The organism is Streptococcus sp. 27098_8_70, assembly GCF_041432215.1.
GTDB classification, from domain to species: Bacteria; Bacillota; Bacilli; order Lactobacillales; family Streptococcaceae; genus Streptococcus; species Streptococcus oralis_CP.
Window position 1 is genome coordinate 86,826 of record NZ_JAPVZD010000003.1, and the last position, 19,006, is coordinate 105,831.

The 19,006-nt window shown below is 37.0% G+C and carries 22 protein-coding genes; 8 read left to right on the forward strand and 14 right to left on the reverse strand.

Features of this window, described 5'->3' with window-relative positions; genetic code table 11:
- Position 1 precedes the first annotated feature (1 nt).
- The 3 genes from O3655_RS07075 to O3655_RS07085 form a co-directional block, all read right to left on the reverse strand.
- Positions 2-622 (reverse strand): hypothetical protein, encoded by a 621-nt coding sequence (locus O3655_RS07075; protein ID WP_254728112.1) that lies wholly within the window; start codon positions 620-622, stop codon positions 2-4.
- 109 nt (positions 623-731) lie between these two features.
- Positions 732-1,484, reverse strand: a complete 753-nt coding sequence (locus O3655_RS07080; RefSeq protein ID WP_031576229.1) for an ABC transporter permease — start codon at positions 1,482-1,484, stop codon at positions 732-734.
- Positions 1,477-2,181 (reverse strand): lantibiotic protection ABC transporter ATP-binding subunit, encoded by a 705-nt coding sequence (locus tag O3655_RS07085; protein WP_031576228.1) that lies wholly within the window; start codon positions 2,179-2,181, stop codon positions 1,477-1,479. Before O3655_RS07085 ends, O3655_RS07080 begins: the two co-directional genes overlap by 8 nt.
- A gap of 643 nt (positions 2,182-2,824) precedes the next feature.
- Between O3655_RS07085 and O3655_RS07090 the strand changes: the two genes are divergently transcribed.
- A complete protein-coding gene (locus tag O3655_RS07090; RefSeq protein WP_000672739.1) occupies positions 2,825-3,340 on the forward strand; it encodes a DUF308 domain-containing protein in 516 nt (171 codons plus the stop codon).
- A gap of 275 nt (positions 3,341-3,615) precedes the next feature.
- Here the strand turns inward: O3655_RS07090 and O3655_RS07095 are convergent, their stop codons facing one another.
- Together O3655_RS07095 and O3655_RS07100 are read right to left on the reverse strand one after the other, a co-directional pair.
- Positions 3,616-4,704: an AI-2E family transporter gene (locus O3655_RS07095; RefSeq protein ID WP_247941101.1), complete on the reverse strand. Its 1,089-nt coding sequence runs from the start codon at positions 4,702-4,704 to the stop codon at positions 3,616-3,618.
- 9 nt (positions 4,705-4,713) lie between these two features.
- Complete coding sequence (locus O3655_RS07100) at positions 4,714-6,003, reverse strand: DUF308 domain-containing protein (protein ID WP_247941102.1); 1,290 nt, start codon at positions 6,001-6,003, stop codon at positions 4,714-4,716.
- 802 nt (positions 6,004-6,805) lie between these two features.
- Here O3655_RS07100 and O3655_RS07105 point away from each other — a divergent pair.
- Positions 6,806-7,951, forward strand: coding sequence for a low temperature requirement protein A (locus O3655_RS07105; protein WP_308697131.1), 1,146 nt, complete (start codon positions 6,806-6,808; stop codon positions 7,949-7,951).
- Between the two features lie 432 nt (positions 7,952-8,383).
- On the opposite strand, the gene O3655_RS07110 is transcribed toward O3655_RS07105, so the two are convergent.
- On the reverse strand, positions 8,384-9,865 hold the full coding sequence (locus O3655_RS07110; protein ID WP_308697130.1) for a M protein trans-acting positive regulator PRD domain-containing protein: 1,482 nt from the start codon (positions 9,863-9,865) through the stop codon (positions 8,384-8,386).
- A 296-nt stretch (positions 9,866-10,161) separates the two neighbouring features.
- On the opposite strand from O3655_RS07110, the gene O3655_RS07115 reads away from it, so the two are divergent.
- The 5 genes from O3655_RS07115 (at position 10,162) to O3655_RS07135 (ending at position 12,083) form a co-directional block, all read left to right on the forward strand.
- Entirely contained in the window at positions 10,162-10,398 is a 237-nt protein-coding gene (locus O3655_RS07115; protein WP_000964741.1) for a GlsB/YeaQ/YmgE family stress response membrane protein, read from the forward strand.
- Between the two features lie 99 nt (positions 10,399-10,497).
- On the forward strand, positions 10,498-11,061 hold the full coding sequence (gene amaP, locus O3655_RS07120) for an alkaline shock response membrane anchor protein AmaP (RefSeq protein WP_025168468.1): 564 nt from the start codon (positions 10,498-10,500) through the stop codon (positions 11,059-11,061).
- Positions 11,062-11,071: 10 nt separating this feature from the next.
- Entirely contained in the window at positions 11,072-11,242 is a 171-nt protein-coding gene (locus O3655_RS07125; protein ID WP_000454669.1) for a DUF2273 domain-containing protein, read from the forward strand.
- 11 nt (positions 11,243-11,253) lie between these two features.
- On the forward strand, positions 11,254-11,838 hold the full coding sequence (locus O3655_RS07130) for an Asp23/Gls24 family envelope stress response protein (protein WP_308697129.1): 585 nt from the start codon (positions 11,254-11,256) through the stop codon (positions 11,836-11,838).
- 41 nt (positions 11,839-11,879) lie between these two features.
- Positions 11,880-12,083: a CsbD family protein gene (locus tag O3655_RS07135; RefSeq protein WP_000102421.1), complete on the forward strand. Its 204-nt coding sequence runs from the start codon at positions 11,880-11,882 to the stop codon at positions 12,081-12,083.
- Between the two features lie 219 nt (positions 12,084-12,302).
- Here the strand turns inward: O3655_RS07135 and O3655_RS07140 are convergent, their stop codons facing one another.
- The 3 genes from O3655_RS07140 to O3655_RS07150 all read right to left on the reverse strand — a co-directional run bounded on the left by O3655_RS07140 (position 12,303) and on the right by O3655_RS07150 (position 13,977).
- Positions 12,303-12,824, reverse strand: coding sequence for a hypothetical protein (locus O3655_RS07140; protein WP_217970970.1), 522 nt, complete (start codon positions 12,822-12,824; stop codon positions 12,303-12,305).
- Positions 12,825-12,893: 69 nt separating this feature from the next.
- The gene (locus O3655_RS07145; RefSeq protein ID WP_308697128.1) at positions 12,894-13,418 is read right to left on the reverse strand and encodes a thiol-disulfide isomerase; all 525 of its coding nucleotides are present in this window, start codon (positions 13,416-13,418) and stop codon (positions 12,894-12,896) included.
- A gap of 103 nt (positions 13,419-13,521) precedes the next feature.
- Positions 13,522-13,977 (reverse strand): GNAT family N-acetyltransferase, encoded by a 456-nt coding sequence (locus O3655_RS07150; protein WP_042768738.1) that lies wholly within the window; start codon positions 13,975-13,977, stop codon positions 13,522-13,524.
- A gap of 69 nt (positions 13,978-14,046) precedes the next feature.
- Between O3655_RS07150 and O3655_RS07155 the strand changes: the two genes are divergently transcribed.
- Positions 14,047-14,706, forward strand: a complete 660-nt coding sequence (locus tag O3655_RS07155) for an A24 family peptidase (protein ID WP_371641263.1) — start codon at positions 14,047-14,049, stop codon at positions 14,704-14,706.
- Here O3655_RS07155 and trpA read toward each other — a convergent pair.
- Genes trpA through trpD form a run of 5 tightly spaced genes read right to left on the reverse strand, consistent with a single transcriptional unit; the run spans position 14,678 to position 19,002 of the window.
- Positions 14,678-15,454 carry a tryptophan synthase subunit alpha gene (gene trpA, locus O3655_RS07160; protein WP_000047739.1) on the reverse strand — a complete coding sequence of 259 codons (777 nt, stop codon included), beginning with the start codon at positions 15,452-15,454 and terminating at the stop codon, positions 14,678-14,680. The two genes, O3655_RS07155 and trpA, sit on opposite strands and share 29 nt — an antisense overlap.
- On the reverse strand, positions 15,447-16,670 hold the full coding sequence (trpB, locus tag O3655_RS07165) for a tryptophan synthase subunit beta (RefSeq protein WP_371641264.1): 1,224 nt from the start codon (positions 16,668-16,670) through the stop codon (positions 15,447-15,449). Before trpB ends, trpA begins: the two co-directional genes overlap by 8 nt.
- Positions 16,648-17,247 carry a phosphoribosylanthranilate isomerase gene (locus tag O3655_RS07170; RefSeq protein ID WP_308697124.1) on the reverse strand — a complete coding sequence of 200 codons (600 nt, stop codon included), beginning with the start codon at positions 17,245-17,247 and terminating at the stop codon, positions 16,648-16,650. The genes trpB and O3655_RS07170 overlap by 23 nt, the downstream gene beginning before the upstream one ends.
- Positions 17,234-18,001 carry an indole-3-glycerol phosphate synthase TrpC gene (gene trpC / locus O3655_RS07175; RefSeq protein WP_308697123.1) on the reverse strand — a complete coding sequence of 256 codons (768 nt, stop codon included), beginning with the start codon at positions 17,999-18,001 and terminating at the stop codon, positions 17,234-17,236. The genes O3655_RS07170 and trpC overlap by 14 nt, the downstream gene beginning before the upstream one ends.
- The gene (gene trpD / locus O3655_RS07180; protein ID WP_000658673.1) at positions 17,998-19,002 is read right to left on the reverse strand and encodes an anthranilate phosphoribosyltransferase; all 1,005 of its coding nucleotides are present in this window, start codon (positions 19,000-19,002) and stop codon (positions 17,998-18,000) included. Before trpD ends, trpC begins: the two co-directional genes overlap by 4 nt.
- Positions 19,003-19,006 lie beyond the last annotated feature (4 nt).

Here is a 19,006-nt window from a genome sequence, read left to right on the forward strand (position 1 = left end):
TCTACTCCTCCATTTTATTAATACCATCCCATCTATTATACCAAATATTAAATACGCCTATAAACAATACAGTAATGATTACTGATAATGCTAAAAACATCAAAATATCATGACTTGTAACTTCATGACTTGTATAAGCAAAAATAAGTTTTATCGGCCAAACAAAAGGTAATAAATACCAAATATTACTGCCTAATTCTGTGGTACCTAACAAAATACCTGATAATGTTAAAAAAATTCCGATTAGTATACTGCCAGAAAAACCTAATTTCAAACTTAAAAATTGATAAACAGGAATCATTGGCATCAGCATAATTGTACCAATCAAAAAGCATAAAACTGTACTTATATAATTAAACTCAACTTTTCCAAACCCGACTAATATCATTACCAAGATAGATATAAATTCAATTATAAATAGTAATATAGAGATATAAATAGATTTAGAAAAGAATATTTTTTTCCTACTAATCCCAGTCCTTAAATCATTTGCAAAATTCCCAGCTACCTTATCAACCTCATATATCATTGGTATATAAAAACACATTGAAAAATTTGCTAAAATTATATATGCGCAAAAGAACACTCCCATTTCTTTCCCTATTAATCCTTTTGAATTCATCGAATAAATACCATAAATCAAAGAAAATAGGATTGGGCATAAAAAAGTCATTAGTCTTACTGGTGTCCTTCTACTTCTAAGCCAGTATGACGATATCATATTATGCACTTCATTTACTCCTTTTGTTGTTAATTAAAAGACTTAATGTTAATACGACTACATAGACCGCAATACTTAAAAGCAATCCTAAGTATGTTGCATCCATATTCATTAGTTTAGAGCCAGTCTCAAGAAAAGTCCCATTTGGATGTACTCCAACAACTGGACTAAGCATTCGCAAGTTATATGACCATGGAAATAAAATCCAATTTTTTGTTACTGCAATCACAGCCGATGGGAATGTCAACACAAAATTCAACAATATAAGAACAGCTTTCTTTTTTGTAAGTCCATATATCAAAAAAGATAAAGCAACGATCGGTAAACTTCCAATAAAAAGACAAATAGTAGCTATAATTAATTGACTTAGCGATATTTTTTCACCTAGAAAAAATGTCGCAACAGTAAATATTAATATTGTTGATATTAGTAGAATAATAAATAATTCAGCTACAATAATAATATTTTTTGCCAATTCTATTTTTGTAAAACTTAGATTTTTGCTTTTTTGTAAAACAATATGCTCGCTCTTTTCTTTAACATTTATATTCACAACTAGTAAGCTCAAAACTATTGGGAGAATTAAAAGTGGATACCAATTAAAAGAAGTTGCCAATATGTAACTTTTTCCTTCTGGACTTTCCCCCATCAAACTAATCATAGCTATATTAAATAAAACAAAAATTATAGGCACAATAATTCCTAACTTTAAGTTAGCAGATCTTTTTTCTTTCATTAACTCTGTTTTAATATAACTAATCATTATTTTTCACATCCTTTTTTATCATTTCTAAAAACAATTTTTCCAAATCCATCTCATCAGAATTATTAGCTTCATAAATGAGATGCCCATTATTAATAATCCCTATCTTATCTGCTATCTGTTGAATCTCACTCAGAATATGACTTGAAATAATGACTGTAATCCCTTTTTTAGAAAACTCTTTTATCAATTCTCTTAACTCTTGAATTCCCAAAGGATCTAGTCCATTAGTTGGTTCATCAAGTATCAATAATTCTGGATTATTTATTAGTGTCATTGCAATTCCAAGTCTTTGTTTCATCCCCAATGAAAAATTTCTTACCAATTTTTTATTTGTGTCTTCTAACCCAACTGTTTTTAACACATAATCAATTCTTCTTTTATCAATATTTAATAATACTGTTAAAACTTCTAAGTTTTCGTATGCTGTTAAATTTGGATAGATGGCAGGATGCTCTATGATAGCTCCAACTTTTTTTAAATCTTGTGTACACATGCTTTTTCCTTCAAAAAAAATATCCCCTGATGTACAATTCATAACTTTAGTAATTACTTTTAATAGCGTTGATTTCCCAGCACCATTCGGTCCTAATAGTCCATATATCTTTCCTTTCTCTACTTTAATTGATATATTTTCAAGTACCATTTGTTTTTTGATTTTCTTTGTTAAATTTCTTGTTTCAAGCATAATTTCCATATAATGTTCCTCCGTTTCTTATGTAATCAATTCTAATACTAAAAAATAACCAAATCATAATTACTCTATTTTTTTGTAAAACAAAAAGCATATATAAATTTTAAAAAGGAGTAAGCAACTCTTCTGTTCACTTACTCCCCCATACTTTTATCTAAAATCATCAAATGTGAGTCATTCGTTATTTTTGCCCCACTTTTGCCCCATTTTTAAATCCTGACATTGAAAACACCTAAAAGTATTTCTCTAAAATCAGCTATATTTCAACATTTTTATTTATTTTCAATATGAAAAGTTCTTACAAATCCATGTAGGGGGCACTAAATACAACAGGAAAAAGCCTTAATTTCAAGGCTTTTTTGCTTGTCTATAACTGATTTGCTCCATCATTTGCCCCACTTTTAAATCTATCTTTTCTTTTTGAATCAAATTACATCTTAACAAATAGTGTAAAGCCAGTTACTTTTGCTTTGATGCCATACAATATTTTCATGTAGAGAAGACAAATTTTATCTTCTCTTTTTATTTTCAAAATGATAAAAACTGAAACTTCCAAATTTTCCATTTTGTTTATTGACATTTCCTCTAAAAAGGTGTATAATATTTTTATTATCAAACTATACTATACTATATAGGGGGTATTGAAATGAAATTTTCTAATCGTTTACTGCTATTCCTTGCAGGAGTTGTTTTTGTCCTTTTAGGACTTTTCCTATTTACAAACCCAGTAGCTAATCTTGTTGCTTACAGCTGGTGGATTGCATTTGGTTTACTGGTTTCTTCTATAGCAGCTATTTTAGGCTATTTCTCTGTACCAAAAGAGCTTCGCTCACCAGCTCATCTTTTCCAAGGGATTGTTAATCTTCTCTTAGCTCTTTACCTCGTTGCCTATGGCTTTGTGACGCTGCCAGTTGTCATTCCAACTATTTTAGGAATTTGGTTAATTGTAGAAGCCATTATAGCTTTCTTTAAAGGCAATCGTCTGGGATTGATTTTCCCTATTATTGGCAACCATATCATGTGGATAGCGTTGCTTGCATTTTTACTAGGTCTAGTGATTTTGTTCAATCCAGTAGCTACAAGTGTCTTTGTCGTTTATGTCGTTGCCTTTGCATTTTTAATTGTTGGTTTCACCTATATCCTTGATGCCTTTCGTAAATAATCTAGCTGCCATTTTGGGCATATTAAAATAGCTGGGAAGTTACATTCTCAGCTTTTTCTGTTGCCTTCTTAGATCAGTCGGTAGAGCAGTAGACTCTTAAGCTATGGGGCGCAGGTTCGAGCCCTGCAGGGGGCACATCTAAATCAACAGAAATAAGCCTTGAAACCAAGGCTTTTTTTAACGTCTAATAGCTTTTTGTAGAAAAGTATTTAAAAATAAAAGAGAAGAGAATCTCTCACTCTCTTCTCAGTATATCTTATTAAATTTAGTTTTTCTTAATCTACCTGATTTTCCTTTGCAACGACAAATTCCTTAACCAATCGATAGATAACAGCAAATATCGGTGTAAAGAATATCATCCCAAGTAAGCCAAAGAGATTGCCTCCAATACTAGCAGCCGCAAGCGTGAAAATAGCTGGCAAACCAATAGACTGACCTACAACTCTAGGATAAATAAGGTTTCCTTCAATCAGCTGTATAACTTGATATAGAAGAAGAGAAAGTAAGGCTTGAGTAGGACTCACTGTGAAGATAAAAATCGCTCCCACAACACAAGCAATCATAGGCCCTACATAAGGAATGAACGATAGCACTCCTGCAAAGATACCTGTCATTACTCCATAGGGTATCCCAAACACGCTGTAACCAACCGCTATCATAACTCCTATGATAACTGCTTCAATCAGCTGACCCATCAAAAATTGGTCATAAGTCTCTAGTGCTACTTGTCCAATGTAAGTCAACTTTATCACCACCTTCTCTGGAAGAAAAACTTTTAGAAGTCGACTCGTCATCGCTGCCAAATGTTCCTTACTGGATAAAAATAAAAAGGTGAAGACTATAATCAAAAAGGCATTCATCAAACTTGAAAAAATATTGCCGATATTACTAGTCAGACCTGATAAAAAACCTATCAAAGCTTGGCTAATAGAACTAGATTGTCCCTGTATGCCTGATACGATAGTTGACAACATGTCTTTGGTTACAAATTCCGAGCTGCCTAGCAATTTCCCAAGTTGAGTAAGGACTGTTGAAAGGACTGTTCCCAGCTGACTAATAGTCTGGGCTAGGGTTGGCAGCACCAAAACCAAAAGAGCAATCACGATTAAGATAAGAGCTAGGAAAACAAGTACCATGGCAATCGGACGACGCAACTCTGCCTTTACCTTCAATTTAACTAAGTACTGTTCAATTTTTTTCATAGGAACATTAAGAACAAAAGCAATAACAGCACCATAAATCAAGGTTGATATTACATCAAAGAGAGAGATTGCTCCTGATATAAAGCTCGATGCATTCAGAATTACAAGAGCAACCAGCCCTATAAAAAGTATTAACGGGGTGTATTTTTTTACTAAGTTCATAAATTCTCCTTAATAAACATGTTTAGATACGACTATACTATTTGGTTTTTCAAACTCTCGATTAAGGTAGGCTTGGTAAGTTCCTGGAGCGATAAATCCTTTGGGTGAGAGGATATCGGTGCCAGCCTGACCGACTATGGTATCAGCCAAGAGCACACAGTTTGTAGATAAGACAAAGTAGGATTTAAACTTAGATTTGATAAATTTATAAAGTTCCCCATCTGTCTCATGTCTGATTTTATAAGCGTAGGTGTAGTCTTCCTTACCATCACCTGTCATGATTTTATCTGCACTTGGCTCCCATGGAATCGTCAGTTGTTTCAATTCAGCCAACTTTTTCTGAACTGCTTTTTCCATTTCAGGCGTCAAATCTATCCCATAACCAAAAAGCGTTTTTTGACTCTCACGTTTACATAGGTCAATGTACTTGTCACGATCACAGAAATATAAGACACCATCTCCTACCATGCCAAATAAGGTCTCAGAAGACGGATCATAGTTGCCATAAGAAATAACACGGCCTTGATAGCAGATATCCACATGACCAATTGCCGAAAACAGAGAGGTCTCAGCTGTATGAACAAAAATTTCAAGCTCCGCTGTCTTACCAGACTTCACCATTCCAAGATGGATATCCTCTCTCTCATCAGCATTTTCCTGCATGAATTTGTTGATTTTTGCTAAAGTTCTTGCAGGGATGAGAGCGGCTAGGACAATAGGTAAGCTAATTCTAATGCGACGTTTGAGATGGTTTTTCCCAATTTCCTCCTCAAACAAGAAACCATCACGGATATTGGACACACCATAAAGGAAAAAATAAGCCCCTAATACAAAGAGTTGAAAGACAGAATTTCCTGTAGAGGACAAAAGACTAGTCCCACCAAGAAAAACTAGTACGAGTCCATCTAGTAAGAGACGAAAACGAGGTCGAATTTTGTTTTTGCGGTAGAGAACATAGGTGACAAGGTTAATACTAGCATGAAAAATCTGATAAACTCCAATCACAAGAGCCAGAACATAAATCGGTATATCAGTCGCAAGATTAGAACCTAGCAAATATCCCAGCACTAACAATTTAACCAGTGCAACTCCCAAGGTATCCGTTGACTGGCTTTTTTTGAAAACTCTTAATAGCAAATCTACGACCGTTGCTATCCAAGCTAAAAACAGAACCAGGCGAATAACTGTTACTGGCAACCAAGTCCCCGTGACCATCAAGATGAGACCTAGCAGAACAAACAAGAACCCCTGAGCAAGTAATTTCTTACCTGTCAGACCTAAAGATAGAATTTTCGCCATATAAAAACCTTTCAACAATAAAAATTAAACACTCCGATTAAACTGACTAGTAAATAGCCAACACTACAAACAGCCTGTGCCAGCAACATATGGTGACTAGAAATGACTGTAGTAATGTCACCATCTTGTCTTATGCACTTCTAAAATTTGTTATATTGATTAGAAACCAGAGCTTATAAAAACTAGCTAAACTCGAGAGATAGACACAATTGCGACGAAAAAATGTATAACCAATTCAACTTGTTAAGGTAAGAAAGCATTATTTCCAATCTATTAATTATTCATCTATTACCTATTATGACACAATATTCCCTATAGTTCAACTTTTTACTTGTTTTTATATTACACGGACTAAAAAGTTTTCAACAGTTGATTGCATGTGTTTTAATAAGTTTTAACCTTTCTTGGTTAGATAAAAAAAGAACCATACAGTTTAGAATCTGTATGGTTTTTGCCCCACTTTTGTCCCATTTTTAAATCATGACATTGAAAATACCTAAAATCACTTATATTTCAATATTTTTAATTGCTCTCAATATGAAAGTCCTTTCCAAATCCCTGTAGGGGGCATCTAAATCAACAGGAAAAAGCCTTGATTTACAAGGCTTTTTTGTGTAGTCTTAGCACTAAAAACGATAGAAAAAGCGGCCCTTCTGTACTGACCCCAAAAGTTGGACAGAAAAAACCTAACTTTTGTGGCGCAGTTCATTAGCGCCACATAAAGTTATTTAAGCATCTCCTTTTCTCTCATTACCATTTTCTGTTATAATAAATTGTACTTCTAAAATAGAAAGGTCTTAAGATGACAACTCTTATTAAACATAAACGTGTAGAATTTTCAGAACTTTTTTATGACTTAGTTTTTGTTTTTGCAATTTCAAAAGTAACTACTTTAATTCACCATCTTCATAACGGTATTTTGACTTGGAATTCTTTCCTTGATTTTTTCATTGCTATTTTGGTTCTCATCGATTCCTGGATGATTCAAACCGATTATACCAATCGCTATGGAAAGAACTCTTTATTTAACATGGTAATCATGTTTATCAAAATGGGACTTTTACTCTTTATAGCCAATATGATTGGACCTGATTGGCAACAATATTTTCATTATCTCTGTTGGGCTATTGGTACATTAACCCTTACCTTATTTTTTCAATATTTGGTTGAATTTTTTAGAAAATCAACCGATGATGTTGAACGGGAAAGTATCAAAGATTTTCTATGGATAACAGGTCTAGGAAGTTTAGGAGTCTATCTAGCAGCTCTTCTTCCTATTTACGTTAGAGTCTATATCTTCTTTGCTAGTATTCTGTTTATCTTTATTATGCCAAGTATCTTGCTTAATAAAGATAAGCATTACCAGGTAAATCTCCCCCATTTAATCGAGCGCATCTCCCTTCTTGTCATTATTACGTTTGGAGAGATGATTACGAATCTAGCTAACTTCTTTACAATCGAGAATTTCTCGATTTATTCGGTTCTTTATCTCATTATTATGATTTCTCTGTTCTTGTTTTATTTTGGTCAATTCGACCATGCTATTGATGAAAAATCTAATCAAAAGGGGCTATTTCTAATTTACAGTCACTATCCTATTTTCATTGGGCTTATGATGATGACTGTATCGATGAGTTTTCTTCTGAATCCTGAAGCTAATCGTCTCTTTGCAACCAGCTTCTCTTATATCGGATTTGGCCTCTTTCAAGCTGCTGTCCTAGTAAATGGGCCCTATAACAAACACTATCTTCGCTATTCGAAAAGTTACTACTGTGTCCAAGCGACACTCTATCTGGCTGCCTTGATTCTCTCTTTAATCTTTGCTTCTAATCCTATAATAGTAGTGAGTATAACAACCATTTTAGCTCTAGCTATAACCATTCATTTTATTTATTTTTATATGACACAGAATAAAAAATATTCCAAATCTAACTGGGGATTATTTTAATGAGTTTATAACATTAAAAAGCTTTGGGAACCAAGGCTTTTTTTTCATTAATTTGTTTTTCTATTTTATCCTCCAATTTGATCTCGCACTGACATTTGTTTATAACAAAACTATATATCTAGAATAGCATAAACATTAGGTATTATAGATTTTCAAACCAAATACGAGTCATTCGTTTTTGCCCCACTTTTGCCACGTTTTTAAAGCCTGACATTGAAAACACCTAGAAGTATTTCCCTAAAATCAGCTATATTTCAACACTTTTGTTTATTTTCAATATGAAAAGTTCTTACAAATCCATGTAGGGGGCATCTACATACAACAGGAAAAGCCTTGGAATCAAGGTTTTTTTGTTTGTTCTGAACTAAGAAATGACAAGATTTTTAGGATATTCTGAGTCTAATACAGATGAAATTCTTTTCTTATTCTTAGTTACTCGTCCAATCGAATAAACATCATTGCGTTAAGCAAAGAGATGAGAGCGACTGTATTGACATTATTGGAATAGATCAGTCTCTTATTTTCAATAGGAGGAATAATAAAATTAGAAATAATGATGTCATAAGGTGATTCTTTTAGAGCATCAAGTGATAACTCTAATTCACTCCAAACTTCCAGTTCAAAATTGTTACTGCAATAGTAAGCAAGTGTCTCAGCTACTGATTTTGCATGATACTGATCAAAATTACTCATGACCAAAACCTTTAATTTAGGTTGATTTTGTAAAAGATTTAGCACCAAGTGTTTGCTGTGAGTGATAAAAGTATAGGTCAAATGATTGACCTTCATTGAACTACGATCCATATCCAAAGCCTCTAGATAGTGTTCAATCCCTTCCTTCACCTCTGAAACAAAGCGAGGGAAAATATTTTGAAAGTTCTTGATTGTATTACCTTTTTGATCAAATAGGATAAACTCTGTCGATAATTCCTGGCGATGCAGATGTGCTGTATTATGCAGATGCCAAATCAGATTGTCCTTATTGTCTACTTGAAGATTATACTCTCTTGATACCTGATCTACTAGATCTCCCAATAACTGATACGATTTTTTTACATAGCTGTCTGTTTTTGCATAGTTCAAGAATACTTCTTCATCTATGAAAAACATTTTTTGAAAATAGGATACAAACAGTTGACCGATCACTTCTTTATTCAGAGAGATATGATATTCAGAGTCAAAGCTCGCTACAATCTCGTCGATTCCTTCTGCCTGCATGAAAGACTCTAACAATTGGTTGTTAAAAGAATTTTTCTCAACTTCTAAGAAATGATCAAACTTTATTCGATATAAATTTGTTACGAGGAGTAACTTTAACATTCGTTGAGTGGCGAAATTGACTGGAAATGCAGTTTCTTTATAGACCAGTGCCAACAGCTTACACAAGGGTTCTACCGAAAAATCTTCAAAGGGCCATTCAAGGAAATAATATTTCTCTGAAAAATACTGAGCAAAAAAGTAACGGATATCAATTTCATTTCCAGTGATTCGAACTGGATTGAGGCTAACTTCAAAACGATATTGTTTCTTAATAATTTTATTAATATGACTGATGATACGATAAAGAGAGGAAGAACTGATATAAAACTCTTTGCAAATACTATCAGTATCACATCCTTCATTAAAGAAGATAAATTCTAAAATTGAAAAGTGAGTTGAATGCTTAAAAAAATGATGATAGACCATCTCAATATCACTATCATCGGTATTAATGATACGGATACCATTTGTTGAGGAATGAAATATCAAGTCAGGAAAAGAAGACCTGACATGGGACAAGTCATCTTTTACAGAACGTTCTGTACAGTGCAATAATTCTGCTAGTTCTGAAATATGAAACCAGCGTTTGTTTTCAAATAGTAATTCTAATAATTCTAATTGTCTGTGACTTTTTTTCGATAATAAATCTCTCATGGATAGCTTTTCTTTCTTTATAATAAACTGAAGGATTGTCTTTCAATCTTCATGCAATTATACCACATGGAGTGTATTTATCCTCTTACAACGACTTTTGCTTGTCATAAAAAGACTAGTCTAATCCCTTAGAAACCCAGTAGCTTCAAGATTTTCTTATTTATTTGTATCTAAAGTACATGTTTACAGTACGGTTTTTAAGACGAACTATTATGTTTCCAAGTTGAAATACTATATAATTAGTTCAATCAAAGAAATTGACTCTTTGATTTAGAAATAGAAAAGGAGGATACACTATGTTGTGGTCCATTATTGTAGGAGGTCTTATTGGTCTCATCGCAGGTGCAATCACTAAAAAAGGTGGTTCAATGGGATTGATTGCAAATATCTTTGCAGGTCTTATCGGTTCGTCTGTAGGGCAATCACTTCTAGGAAGCTGGGGACCTTCATTGGCTGGAATGGCTATTATTCCGTCAATCGTTGGTGCTGTGATTGTTGTTGCAGTCGTTTCATTTCTATTTGGTAAAAAATAAGCATTACCTAATAAGAAATTAAAAGTGATAAGCCATAATTTTGAATACTGTAGACGGGTAAAATTATGGTTTAAAGCTTTTCAATTGAAAGGATTTAATATGTCAAAATCAAAGAAAATATTGTTACTTATTTTCTGTATCTTAATCTTGACTATTTTCCTTCCTATTCTCATAGATTATCATCAGGTCAGTGATTTAGGGATCCACTTATTCAGTTGGAGAGAACTCTACGCTGAATTCCTGATTGCTAGATATGTCTTTTGGGGGACACTTGTCCTATCTGTTTTAGTTTTAATTTCAATGTTAGTGATACTCTTTTATCCTAAACAATATCTAGAGATTCAATTAGAAACTCAAGAAGATACATTAAAACTAAAAAATTCAGCTATCGAAGGCTTTGTTCGATGTTTGGTTATTGATCATCAGTTGATGAAAGAACCAACGGTCCATGTAAATAGCCGCAAAAATAAATGTTTCGTTACTGTAGAAGGGAAAATTCTTCCTTCAGACAACATCTCAAATCGATGTCTAGTCATTCAGAATGAAATAACTCATGGATTAAAGCAGTTCTTTGGTATTGAACGTGAGGTAAAACTTGAAGTTAAAGTAAAAGAATTTGAACCTCGAAAAACGACCAAAAAGACTGTTAGTCGTGTAAAGTAAGGAAGTAAAAATGGAATGGTTTAAAAAATATCAGTATCCAATCATTGCAGGTTTAGTAGGTGTCATTCTCGCTTGCTTTATCCTATCCTTTGGCTTTTTCAAAACACTCTTTGTACTAATTTGTGGAGCCCTAGGAGCATTTGCTGGATACTATGTTAAGGAAAAATATTTAAATAAATAAAGGAGTCTCGTATGTCAAACGTAGATAAAAATGTAGAAAAAAAAGATATTGCTGTTGTTTCTCAAGATGTTAAAGGGGAACTCACTTATGAGGATAAAGTAATCCAAAAAATCATTGGTCTTTCACTTGAAAAAGTACCTGGACTTTTGGATGTGGATGGAGGATTCTTCTCTAATCTAACAGAAAAAATTATCAATACAGATAATGTCACTCATGGTGTCAATGTTGAAGTTGGGAAAGAGCAAGTTGCAGTTGACTTGAACATTGTTGTTGAATACCAAAAGAATGTCCCTGCTTTGTACAAAGAAATCAAAGATGTTGTCGTATCACAAGTTACAAAAATGACTGATCTAGAAGTTGTTGAAGTCAATGTGAATGTTGTTGATATCAAAACGAAAGAACAGCATGAAGCAGATTCAGTAAGCCTCCAAGACCGAGTAACTGACGTGGCTTCTTCAACAGGAGAATTTGCTTCAGAACAATTTGAAAAAGTGAAATCTGGTATCGGTTCAGGTGTAGCTGCTGTTCAAGAAAAAGTAGGCGAAGGTGTTGAAGCCGTTAAAGGCGAAACAAAAGAAAATGCTCGCGTACACTAATTCATCTGATCAAAATCAATCAATTTAAAGGAGGCAGAATCATGTCAACAGAAGAAAAATTAAATCAAGCAAAAGGTTCCATTAAAGAAGGTGTCGGCAAAATGATCGGCGATGAAAAAATGGAAAAAGAAGGAACAGCTGAAAAAGTTGTTTCTAAAGTAAAAGAAGTTGCTGAAGATGCAAAAGACGCTGTCGAAGGGGCTATTGAAGGTGTTAAAAACATGCTTCACAAAGATGAAAAATAAGGCTAAACCTTAATTGACATTTTCATCTATAGTAGTCAAAAAGAGGACCGCAAATGTCCTCTTTTTTTGTAGATTGGATTCTAAACACGTTTCCCAATTTTCTCTAAAAGGTAATGTCAACAGGAAAAAGCCTTGGTTTCAGGGCTTTTATGCTTGTTTAAAATAATATCTCCCTTTTAAAGAAAGAAAATTTAAAAGCTTGCACACTACTAGACTGGCTTATTTATCCACCACCTGAGCCTCAAATTGGGCTGGCTGGTTGTCTACATTGGTAATGGTTATCGTGTAGGGCTTGTTATTGGTGGCATCAAAGACTTTTTCACCTTGGTAACTCACAACAACTCCATCTTTTTCTAAATAAATTTCTGCTTGCTTGTTTGGAAGTTCTTCGTCCACCTCGTCCAAACCATGGCTTTTTATAATTTTTTGTCCCTCTACTTCATAGTAAACATCACCATTTCTCTCACTCCAAACACTAGAGCCAGTTAATTTAATTCTGCTAGAATCTTTTTTCTTCAAGATGAAGATTGAATAGTATTCCAAATCTTGTGTTCTGGGATTTACTCTTAAGCTGACGGATTGACCTGGTTGAGGAGTGTATTTGCCATAGTTCAAAACGGAAAAGACAAACCAAACTAGCAGCAAACTATACAAGACTCCTATAATCATTCGTGAGCGCCTACTTTTAAACAAACGTAAAAGTAAGACAAAAGAGACAATAAAGAGCAATTCTGTAAACATTTTGTCCCCCCTTTCTCATCATCGTTGACATTCTGCACAGAGTCTCGCATCCATTTCTCACTAGTAACCTCAACCATACAAAGTCTGATACATCTTAGCTAGAAAAGCTTTCAACTCTTTTTGAACAATCTTTAACAAGCGTTCTTCTTCGGCTGGAGAGGTGTTCACACTTTCTTTTTTCTGATTACTAATATTAGAATAGTAACTACGTTTTAGGGTTAAATGATGATCTAAAATATAGTAGGCATTTATTTTTTCCTCATCTACCATTGTTTCAAATAAAAACGAGACTTCATCCCTTCTAGGATTCAACATTTTCAAATCGATGTCTCCTTTTATCCCTATGGAGTCAATTCCTCCATCCAAGCGAATGGCACCGTCGGGAGGAACAATATAGCCTGCTTTTCGCATATCAGACGCATATTTCCCTGAATCCATTAAACGTTGTAAGACAGCTATAGTGTCCTTTTCTTCAAAGGAGGTTTTTAATTGGATGCGTTCTTGGTGGCTTTGATACTGAAAATAAAGAGTGATACCAACAACTAAGGCAAGTGCAGAAGCAAGCAAGATTCGTATTTTTCTAGGTCTCGACATTTTTATCTCCTCTATCTTAGAAATCATAGAAGTCTTGTTTCTAACTTTGAAAGATAACTTCCTTATCCTTGAAGATCCTTGGGACTCTAGCCCCACGTGACTATTACCTGCCCTTTTTCATGATGTATTTTCGTATAGGTACTTCAACCATTCGAACGATTTCAAATCCTTCTTTTTGGTAAAGCTTGTAAGCTGTTTGATTTGCCTCGTAGACATTTAGAGAAATAGTATCTATGTCTCCATTTTCAAAGGCCAAACTAACAAATTTCCTTAAAGCCTGACTACCTAAGCCTTGCCCCTGCTTCTGAGGGTTGATAAAAAATCTCCCGATATGAAGATTCCTGTCTTCTAGCCTGATTTTCTGGATAAGCCCCACAAACTCTTGTCCATCAAATATTGAAAAGATTCCTTCCAAATCTTGCAAGATTTGAATTGTTAAAGGAAAAGGAATCATTGTTCCCATCCATTGTTCTTGAAAGGATTTGCCAAGGGAGTTAGACCATCGGCATACGAGCTGAGCATTTTCTGTGCTCACATTTTCTTCAAAACGAATTGTCATCTTGACCTCACCATCTTATCAATGTTTCTTTATTATACTACTTCTTCTATTTTTTACGAATAGATAAGTATGATTGATCTTTATTTTTTTCTTGTCGGGAGCATTCTCGCTTCTTTCTTGGGTTTGGTCATTGACCGTTTTCCTGAGCAATCCATTATCCGACCAGCTAGTCACTGCGATTCCTGTCAGACTCGCTTGCGACCGCTAGATTTGATTCCGATTATCTCTCAAGTAATTGGTCGCTTTCGCTGTCGATACTGCAAGGCACACTATCCTTTCTGGTATGCCCTTTTTGAATTGGGCTTAGGACTCCTCTTTCTAGCTTGGTCATGGGGCTGGATTTCCTTGGGTCAAGTCATCCTAATCACTGCTGGCTTGACCTTAGGCATCTACGACCTTCTCCATCAGGAATATCCCTTGCTGGTCTGGCTGACGTTTCACCTAATCCTCATGGCTTTCTGTGGCTGGAATCTGGTTATGGTCTTCTTCCTTGTCCTCGGAATCATGGCTCATTTCATAGATATCCGCATGGGCGCAGGAGATTTCCTCTTTCTAGCTTCTTGTGCTCTCGTCTTTAGTGTGACCGAATTACTCATCTTGATTCAGTTTGCTTCTGCGACGGGGATCCTAGCTTTTCTCCTGCAAAAGAAAAAGGAAAGACTTCCTTTCGTGCCTTTCCTCTTACTTGCTGCTTGTGTGATTATTTTTGGTAAGCTACTGCTTGTTTGATAAAGTCCTCAATCGGCTCTCCTTGGTGGAGAGCTTTTACAATTTTCGAACCGACGATAACGCCATCTGATACCGCATTGAAGCGTTCTACGTCTTCTTGACTAGACACACCAAATCCTGTCAAGACTGGGATGTCAGCTACTTGATGCAATTGTGCCAGGTGCTTGTCCAAGTCTGCACGGTAATTTCCTGATTTCCCTGTTACCCCATTGATGGCAACGGCATAGACAAATCCCTCAGCTCCCTGGATTAACTCTTTTTGGCGCTCGAGTCCTGTGGTCAAACTAACTAGGGGAATCAAGGCGATATCTGTGTCTGCCAAAAAGGGCTCTACAAAGTTGGCATGCTCATGAGGCAGGTCTGGGATAATCAAGCCCTTAACTGCTGTATCTGCCAGATCTTTGACAAATTTCTCCACACCGTACTGAAAGAGGGGGTTGAAGTAGGTCATGATGACAAGCGGAACTTCTGTTTGAATGGTTTTCAAGGTTTCAACCAAAGCCTGGGTAGAAGTTCCATGAGCTAGACTGCGCAAGCCTGCTTCTTCGATTACAGGTCCATCTGCAACAGGGTCTGAAAAGGGAATACCCACTTCAATAGCAGAAACACCCAAATCTTCTAAAAAGTGGATTGTTTCACCAAGACCATCTAATCCTTTCTCATGGTCCCCAGCCATGATATAGGGAACGAAAATTCCTTTTCCTGCTGCTTTGATAGCGTTCAATTTTTCTGTTAGTGTCTTAGACATGGGCTTCTCCCTTCTTTGCTGCATCTGCTTCCAAGCGGTCTTTGACTTGAACCACATCCTTGTCCCCACGACCAGATAGGCAGACAATCATAGACTTGTCTGGACCAAGTTCTTTGGCTAATTTCACTGCAAAGGCAATGGCATGGCTAGATTCCAAGGCTGGGATAATCCCTTCCACGCGAGACAAGAGTTGGAATCCTTCCAAGGCTTCCTCGTCAGTCACAGGAACATAGCTGGCACGTTTGATATCGTGGTAGTGAGAATGTTCTGGACCGATACCAGGATAGTCCAAACCTGCTGAGATAGAGAAAGCTTCAAGAATTTGACCATGGGCATCTTGGAGTACATCCATGAGAGAACCGTGAAGGACACCTGGACGACCCTTGGTCAAGGTAGCAGCGTGGTGTTCCGTATCCACACCAAGTCCTGCTGCCTCAGCCCCATACATAGCTACAGACTCATCTTCTACAAATGGATGGAAGAGACCGATAGCATTAGAACCACCACCAACACAGGCTACTAGGGCATCTGGCAAATCTTGACTTGTCAAGTCACGGTACTGTTGTTTAGCCTCTCGACCAATGACACTTTGGAAGTCACGAACGATTTCTGGGAAAGGATGAGGTCCCAAGGCTGAACCAAGGATATAGTGGGTATCGTCAATATTTTCCACCCATGAACGAAGGGCTGCATTAACTGCGTCCTTGAGCACGCGCGAACCATCTGTCACAGCCTCAACCTTAGCTCCCAAAAGCTCCATACGAAAGACATTAAGGGCTTGGCGTTTGACATCTTCCTCACCCATGTAGATGGTACATTCCATGTTAAAGAGAGCTGCAGCTGTTGCAGTTGCCACACCGTGCTGACCAGCACCTGTTTCAGCGATAATTTTCTTTTTACCCATGCGTTTAGCCAGAAGAACTTGTCCCAAGGCATTGTTAATCTTGTGGGCCCCTGTATGGTTGAGATCTTCCCGTTTGAGATAAATCTTGGCTCCACCGATATGCTGGGTCAAGTTTTTTGCGTAGTAAAGGGGAGTTTCACGTCCTACATACTGGCGTAAGAGCTGGTTTAATTCCTCTTGGAAACTTGGGTCCGCCTGACTTTCACGATAAGCTTTTTCCAACTCCAAAACTGCTGTCATCAATGTTTCTGGGACGAAACGTCCGCCGAATTTTCCGTAAAATCCATCTTTATTTGGTTCTTGATATGCCATGCTTTACCCTCTCTATAAATCTTCTAATCTTTTCATGATCTTTTTGTCCATCTGTCTCCACTCCACTCGATACATCTACTGCATAGGGAGTAAAGTGTTGAATTGCTTTTGCTACATTGTCTTCATTAAGTCCACCTGCGATGAAAAATGGCTGAGCTAGTTCTGCTGTATCCAGTTGGCCCCAGTCAAAGGTCTTACCACTCCCAGCCACAGGGGCATCAAAGAGTAGATAATCCGCCTGAGAATTGGGGACATGCCCCTCTCCATCCACCTGCACAGCCTGAATGCTGGCACAAGGTAAATCCTCAAACAAATCATCTGCTACCTGACCATGAACTTGAACCAAGTCCAAACCAACTTTTTCAATCGCTTCTAGCAGTTCTGCCCGACTTGGTGAAACAAATACGCCAACCTTTTTTACACCTGCAGGAATGAGCTTTGCCAGCTCTGTAGCCTTTTCCAAGGTCACCTGTCTTTTACTAGGTGCAAAGACAAAACCAATATAGTCTGCCCCTGCTGATACGGCTATCTCCACCGCTTCTTTGGTCGACAATCCACAAATCTTAACCTTTGTCAATCTGCAACTCCTTGATACTTTGAGCCACATCCTTTGCCTGCATGAGAGCTGTTCCTACCAAAATTCCGTTAAAGTATGGTGCTACTCGTTCCGCATCCTGCCCTGTGAAAATAGCAGATTCAGAAATGTAATAGCGATCTTCCTCAAAGTGCTGGGCCAAGTCTACACTGGTCTGCAAGTCGACTTCAAAGGTGGTCAAGTTGCGGTTGTTAACCCCAATAATCTCAGCACCCAGTCTGTGGGCCACCTCTAGTTCAGCTAGATTGTGAGTCTCCACCAAGACTTCCAGACCAAGCTCTGTCGCATAGTCGTATAGTTCTTTGAGGCGTTCTTCTGACAAGGCTGCCACAATGAGCAAGATGACTGTCGCACCGGCATTGCGGGCGCAGATGATTTGCTTTTCGTCGATGATAAAGTCCTTGTTGAGCGTTGGAATGTTTACCTGACTGGAGATCTCACGTAAATAATCCAAATGCCCTTTAAAGAAAACTTCATCTGTCAAAACCGAAATCATCACTGCGCCGTTCGCTTCATAAGTCTGGGCCTGTTGCACAATATCCACATTGAGATTGATATCTCCCAGACTAGGGCTAGCCTTCTTGACCTCAGCGATTACCTGCAAACGGTCCTGGTGATTCTTCAAAAATGCTGCCAAGCGATAAGTCTGGCGCAAGGGCTGGATTTCCTCCAGCTCCATTTGCTTGACCTCACGCGCCTTCTGCTCCAAAATTCGTGCTAAAAATTCCTGACTCATTTTTGGTACTCCTGTAACAGTCTGAGTTTTTCAAGGGCCTTGCCACTAGCAATTACTTGACGGGCCAAGGCAACTCCTTCCTTGATACTAGCTACCTTACCATTGGCATAGAAACCAAGACCAGCATTTAAAACTGTCGTTTCCAAAAATGGACTTGGTTCATTTTTAAGAACACTAAGCAAAATTTCTGCATTTTCCTGAGCATTCCCACCACGGATATCTTCGATAGCGTAGCGTTCCATCCCCAAATCCTCTGGAGTAAAGCTTGATAAGGTAATTTCGCCATTTTCAAGAAGAGCAATCTTGGTTGTCCCGTTCAAGCCAGCTTCATCAAGACCTTCTGGTCCAGCAACTACGATGGCACGTTTTCGCCCCATATTTTTCAAAACCTGAGCGGTACTTTCTAGCAGCTCTGGACGACTAATACCAAGAAGCTGTGTTTCCAAAGCCATTGGGTGAATCAGTGGACCAGTCAAGTTCATGATTGTTGGAATTCCCAATTCCAAACGAGCTGGCATGATGTATTTCATAGCTGGATGCATATTTTTAGCAAAGAGAAAGACGATTCCAGTTTTATCGAAAACCTTACCTAGTTCAGCTGGTTTGAGGTCAAGATTGATGCCTAATGCTTGAAGGACATCTGCAGAACCCGATTTAGAAGAAATCGAACGGTTACCGTGCTTGGCCATATGAATGCCACCACCAGCCAAGACAAAGGCTGCAGTTGTGGAGATATTAAAACTGAAAGACTTGTCTCCACCTGTACCGCAGTTATCCATAGCATCATGGATTTCAGTTGGAATGTGTTGGGCATGTCCTCTCATGACTTGAGCAATAGCTGTGCGCTCTTCCGGTGTTTCCCCCTTCATCTTAAGAGCTAAAAGGAGAGAAGCAATCTGAGCTTCTGTTACGCGCCCAGTTACGATACGCTCAATGACATCCGTCATTTCCACACCTGATAAATGTTCAAATTTTGCTAATTTTTCAATAATCTCTTTCATCCTA

Bases quoted from the DNA above. Each gene is read 5' to 3' on its own strand.
- O3655_RS07075 (WP_254728112.1), bottom strand. From the start codon at position 622: ATGAATTCAAAAGGATTAATAGGGAAAGAAATGGGAGTGTTCTTTTGC.
- O3655_RS07080 (WP_031576229.1), bottom strand. From the start codon at position 1,484: ATGATTAGTTATATTAAAACAGAGTTAATGAAAGAAAAAAGATCTGCT.
- O3655_RS07085 (WP_031576228.1), bottom strand. From the start codon at position 2,181: ATGGAAATTATGCTTGAAACAAGAAATTTAACAAAGAAAATCAAAAAA.
- O3655_RS07090 (WP_000672739.1), top strand. From the start codon at position 2,825: ATGAAATTTTCTAATCGTTTACTGCTATTCCTTGCAGGAGTTGTTTTT.
- O3655_RS07095 (WP_247941101.1), bottom strand. From the start codon at position 4,704: ATGAACTTAGTAAAAAAATACACCCCGTTAATACTTTTTATAGGGCTG.
- O3655_RS07100 (WP_247941102.1), bottom strand. From the start codon at position 6,003: ATGGCGAAAATTCTATCTTTAGGTCTGACAGGTAAGAAATTACTTGCT.
- O3655_RS07105 (WP_308697131.1), top strand. From the start codon at position 6,806: ATGACAACTCTTATTAAACATAAACGTGTAGAATTTTCAGAACTTTTT.
- O3655_RS07110 (WP_308697130.1), bottom strand. From the start codon at position 9,865: ATGAGAGATTTATTATCGAAAAAAAGTCACAGACAATTAGAATTATTA.
- O3655_RS07115 (WP_000964741.1), top strand. From the start codon at position 10,162: ATGTTGTGGTCCATTATTGTAGGAGGTCTTATTGGTCTCATCGCAGGT.
- amaP (WP_025168468.1), top strand. From the start codon at position 10,498: ATGTCAAAATCAAAGAAAATATTGTTACTTATTTTCTGTATCTTAATC.
- O3655_RS07125 (WP_000454669.1), top strand. From the start codon at position 11,072: ATGGAATGGTTTAAAAAATATCAGTATCCAATCATTGCAGGTTTAGTA.
- O3655_RS07130 (WP_308697129.1), top strand. From the start codon at position 11,254: ATGTCAAACGTAGATAAAAATGTAGAAAAAAAAGATATTGCTGTTGTT.
- O3655_RS07135 (WP_000102421.1), top strand. From the start codon at position 11,880: ATGTCAACAGAAGAAAAATTAAATCAAGCAAAAGGTTCCATTAAAGAA.
- O3655_RS07140 (WP_217970970.1), bottom strand. From the start codon at position 12,824: ATGTTTACAGAATTGCTCTTTATTGTCTCTTTTGTCTTACTTTTACGT.
- O3655_RS07145 (WP_308697128.1), bottom strand. From the start codon at position 13,418: ATGTCGAGACCTAGAAAAATACGAATCTTGCTTGCTTCTGCACTTGCC.
- O3655_RS07150 (WP_042768738.1), bottom strand. From the start codon at position 13,977: ATGACAATTCGTTTTGAAGAAAATGTGAGCACAGAAAATGCTCAGCTC.
- O3655_RS07155 (WP_371641263.1), top strand. From the start codon at position 14,047: ATGATTGATCTTTATTTTTTTCTTGTCGGGAGCATTCTCGCTTCTTTC.
- trpA (WP_000047739.1), bottom strand. From the start codon at position 15,454: ATGTCTAAGACACTAACAGAAAAATTGAACGCTATCAAAGCAGCAGGA.
- trpB (WP_371641264.1), bottom strand. From the start codon at position 16,670: ATGGCATATCAAGAACCAAATAAAGATGGATTTTACGGAAAATTCGGC.
- trpC (WP_308697123.1), bottom strand. From the start codon at position 18,001: ATGAGTCAGGAATTTTTAGCACGAATTTTGGAGCAGAAGGCGCGTGAG.
- trpD (WP_000658673.1), bottom strand. From the start codon at position 19,002: ATGAAAGAGATTATTGAAAAATTAGCAAAATTTGAACATTTATCAGGT.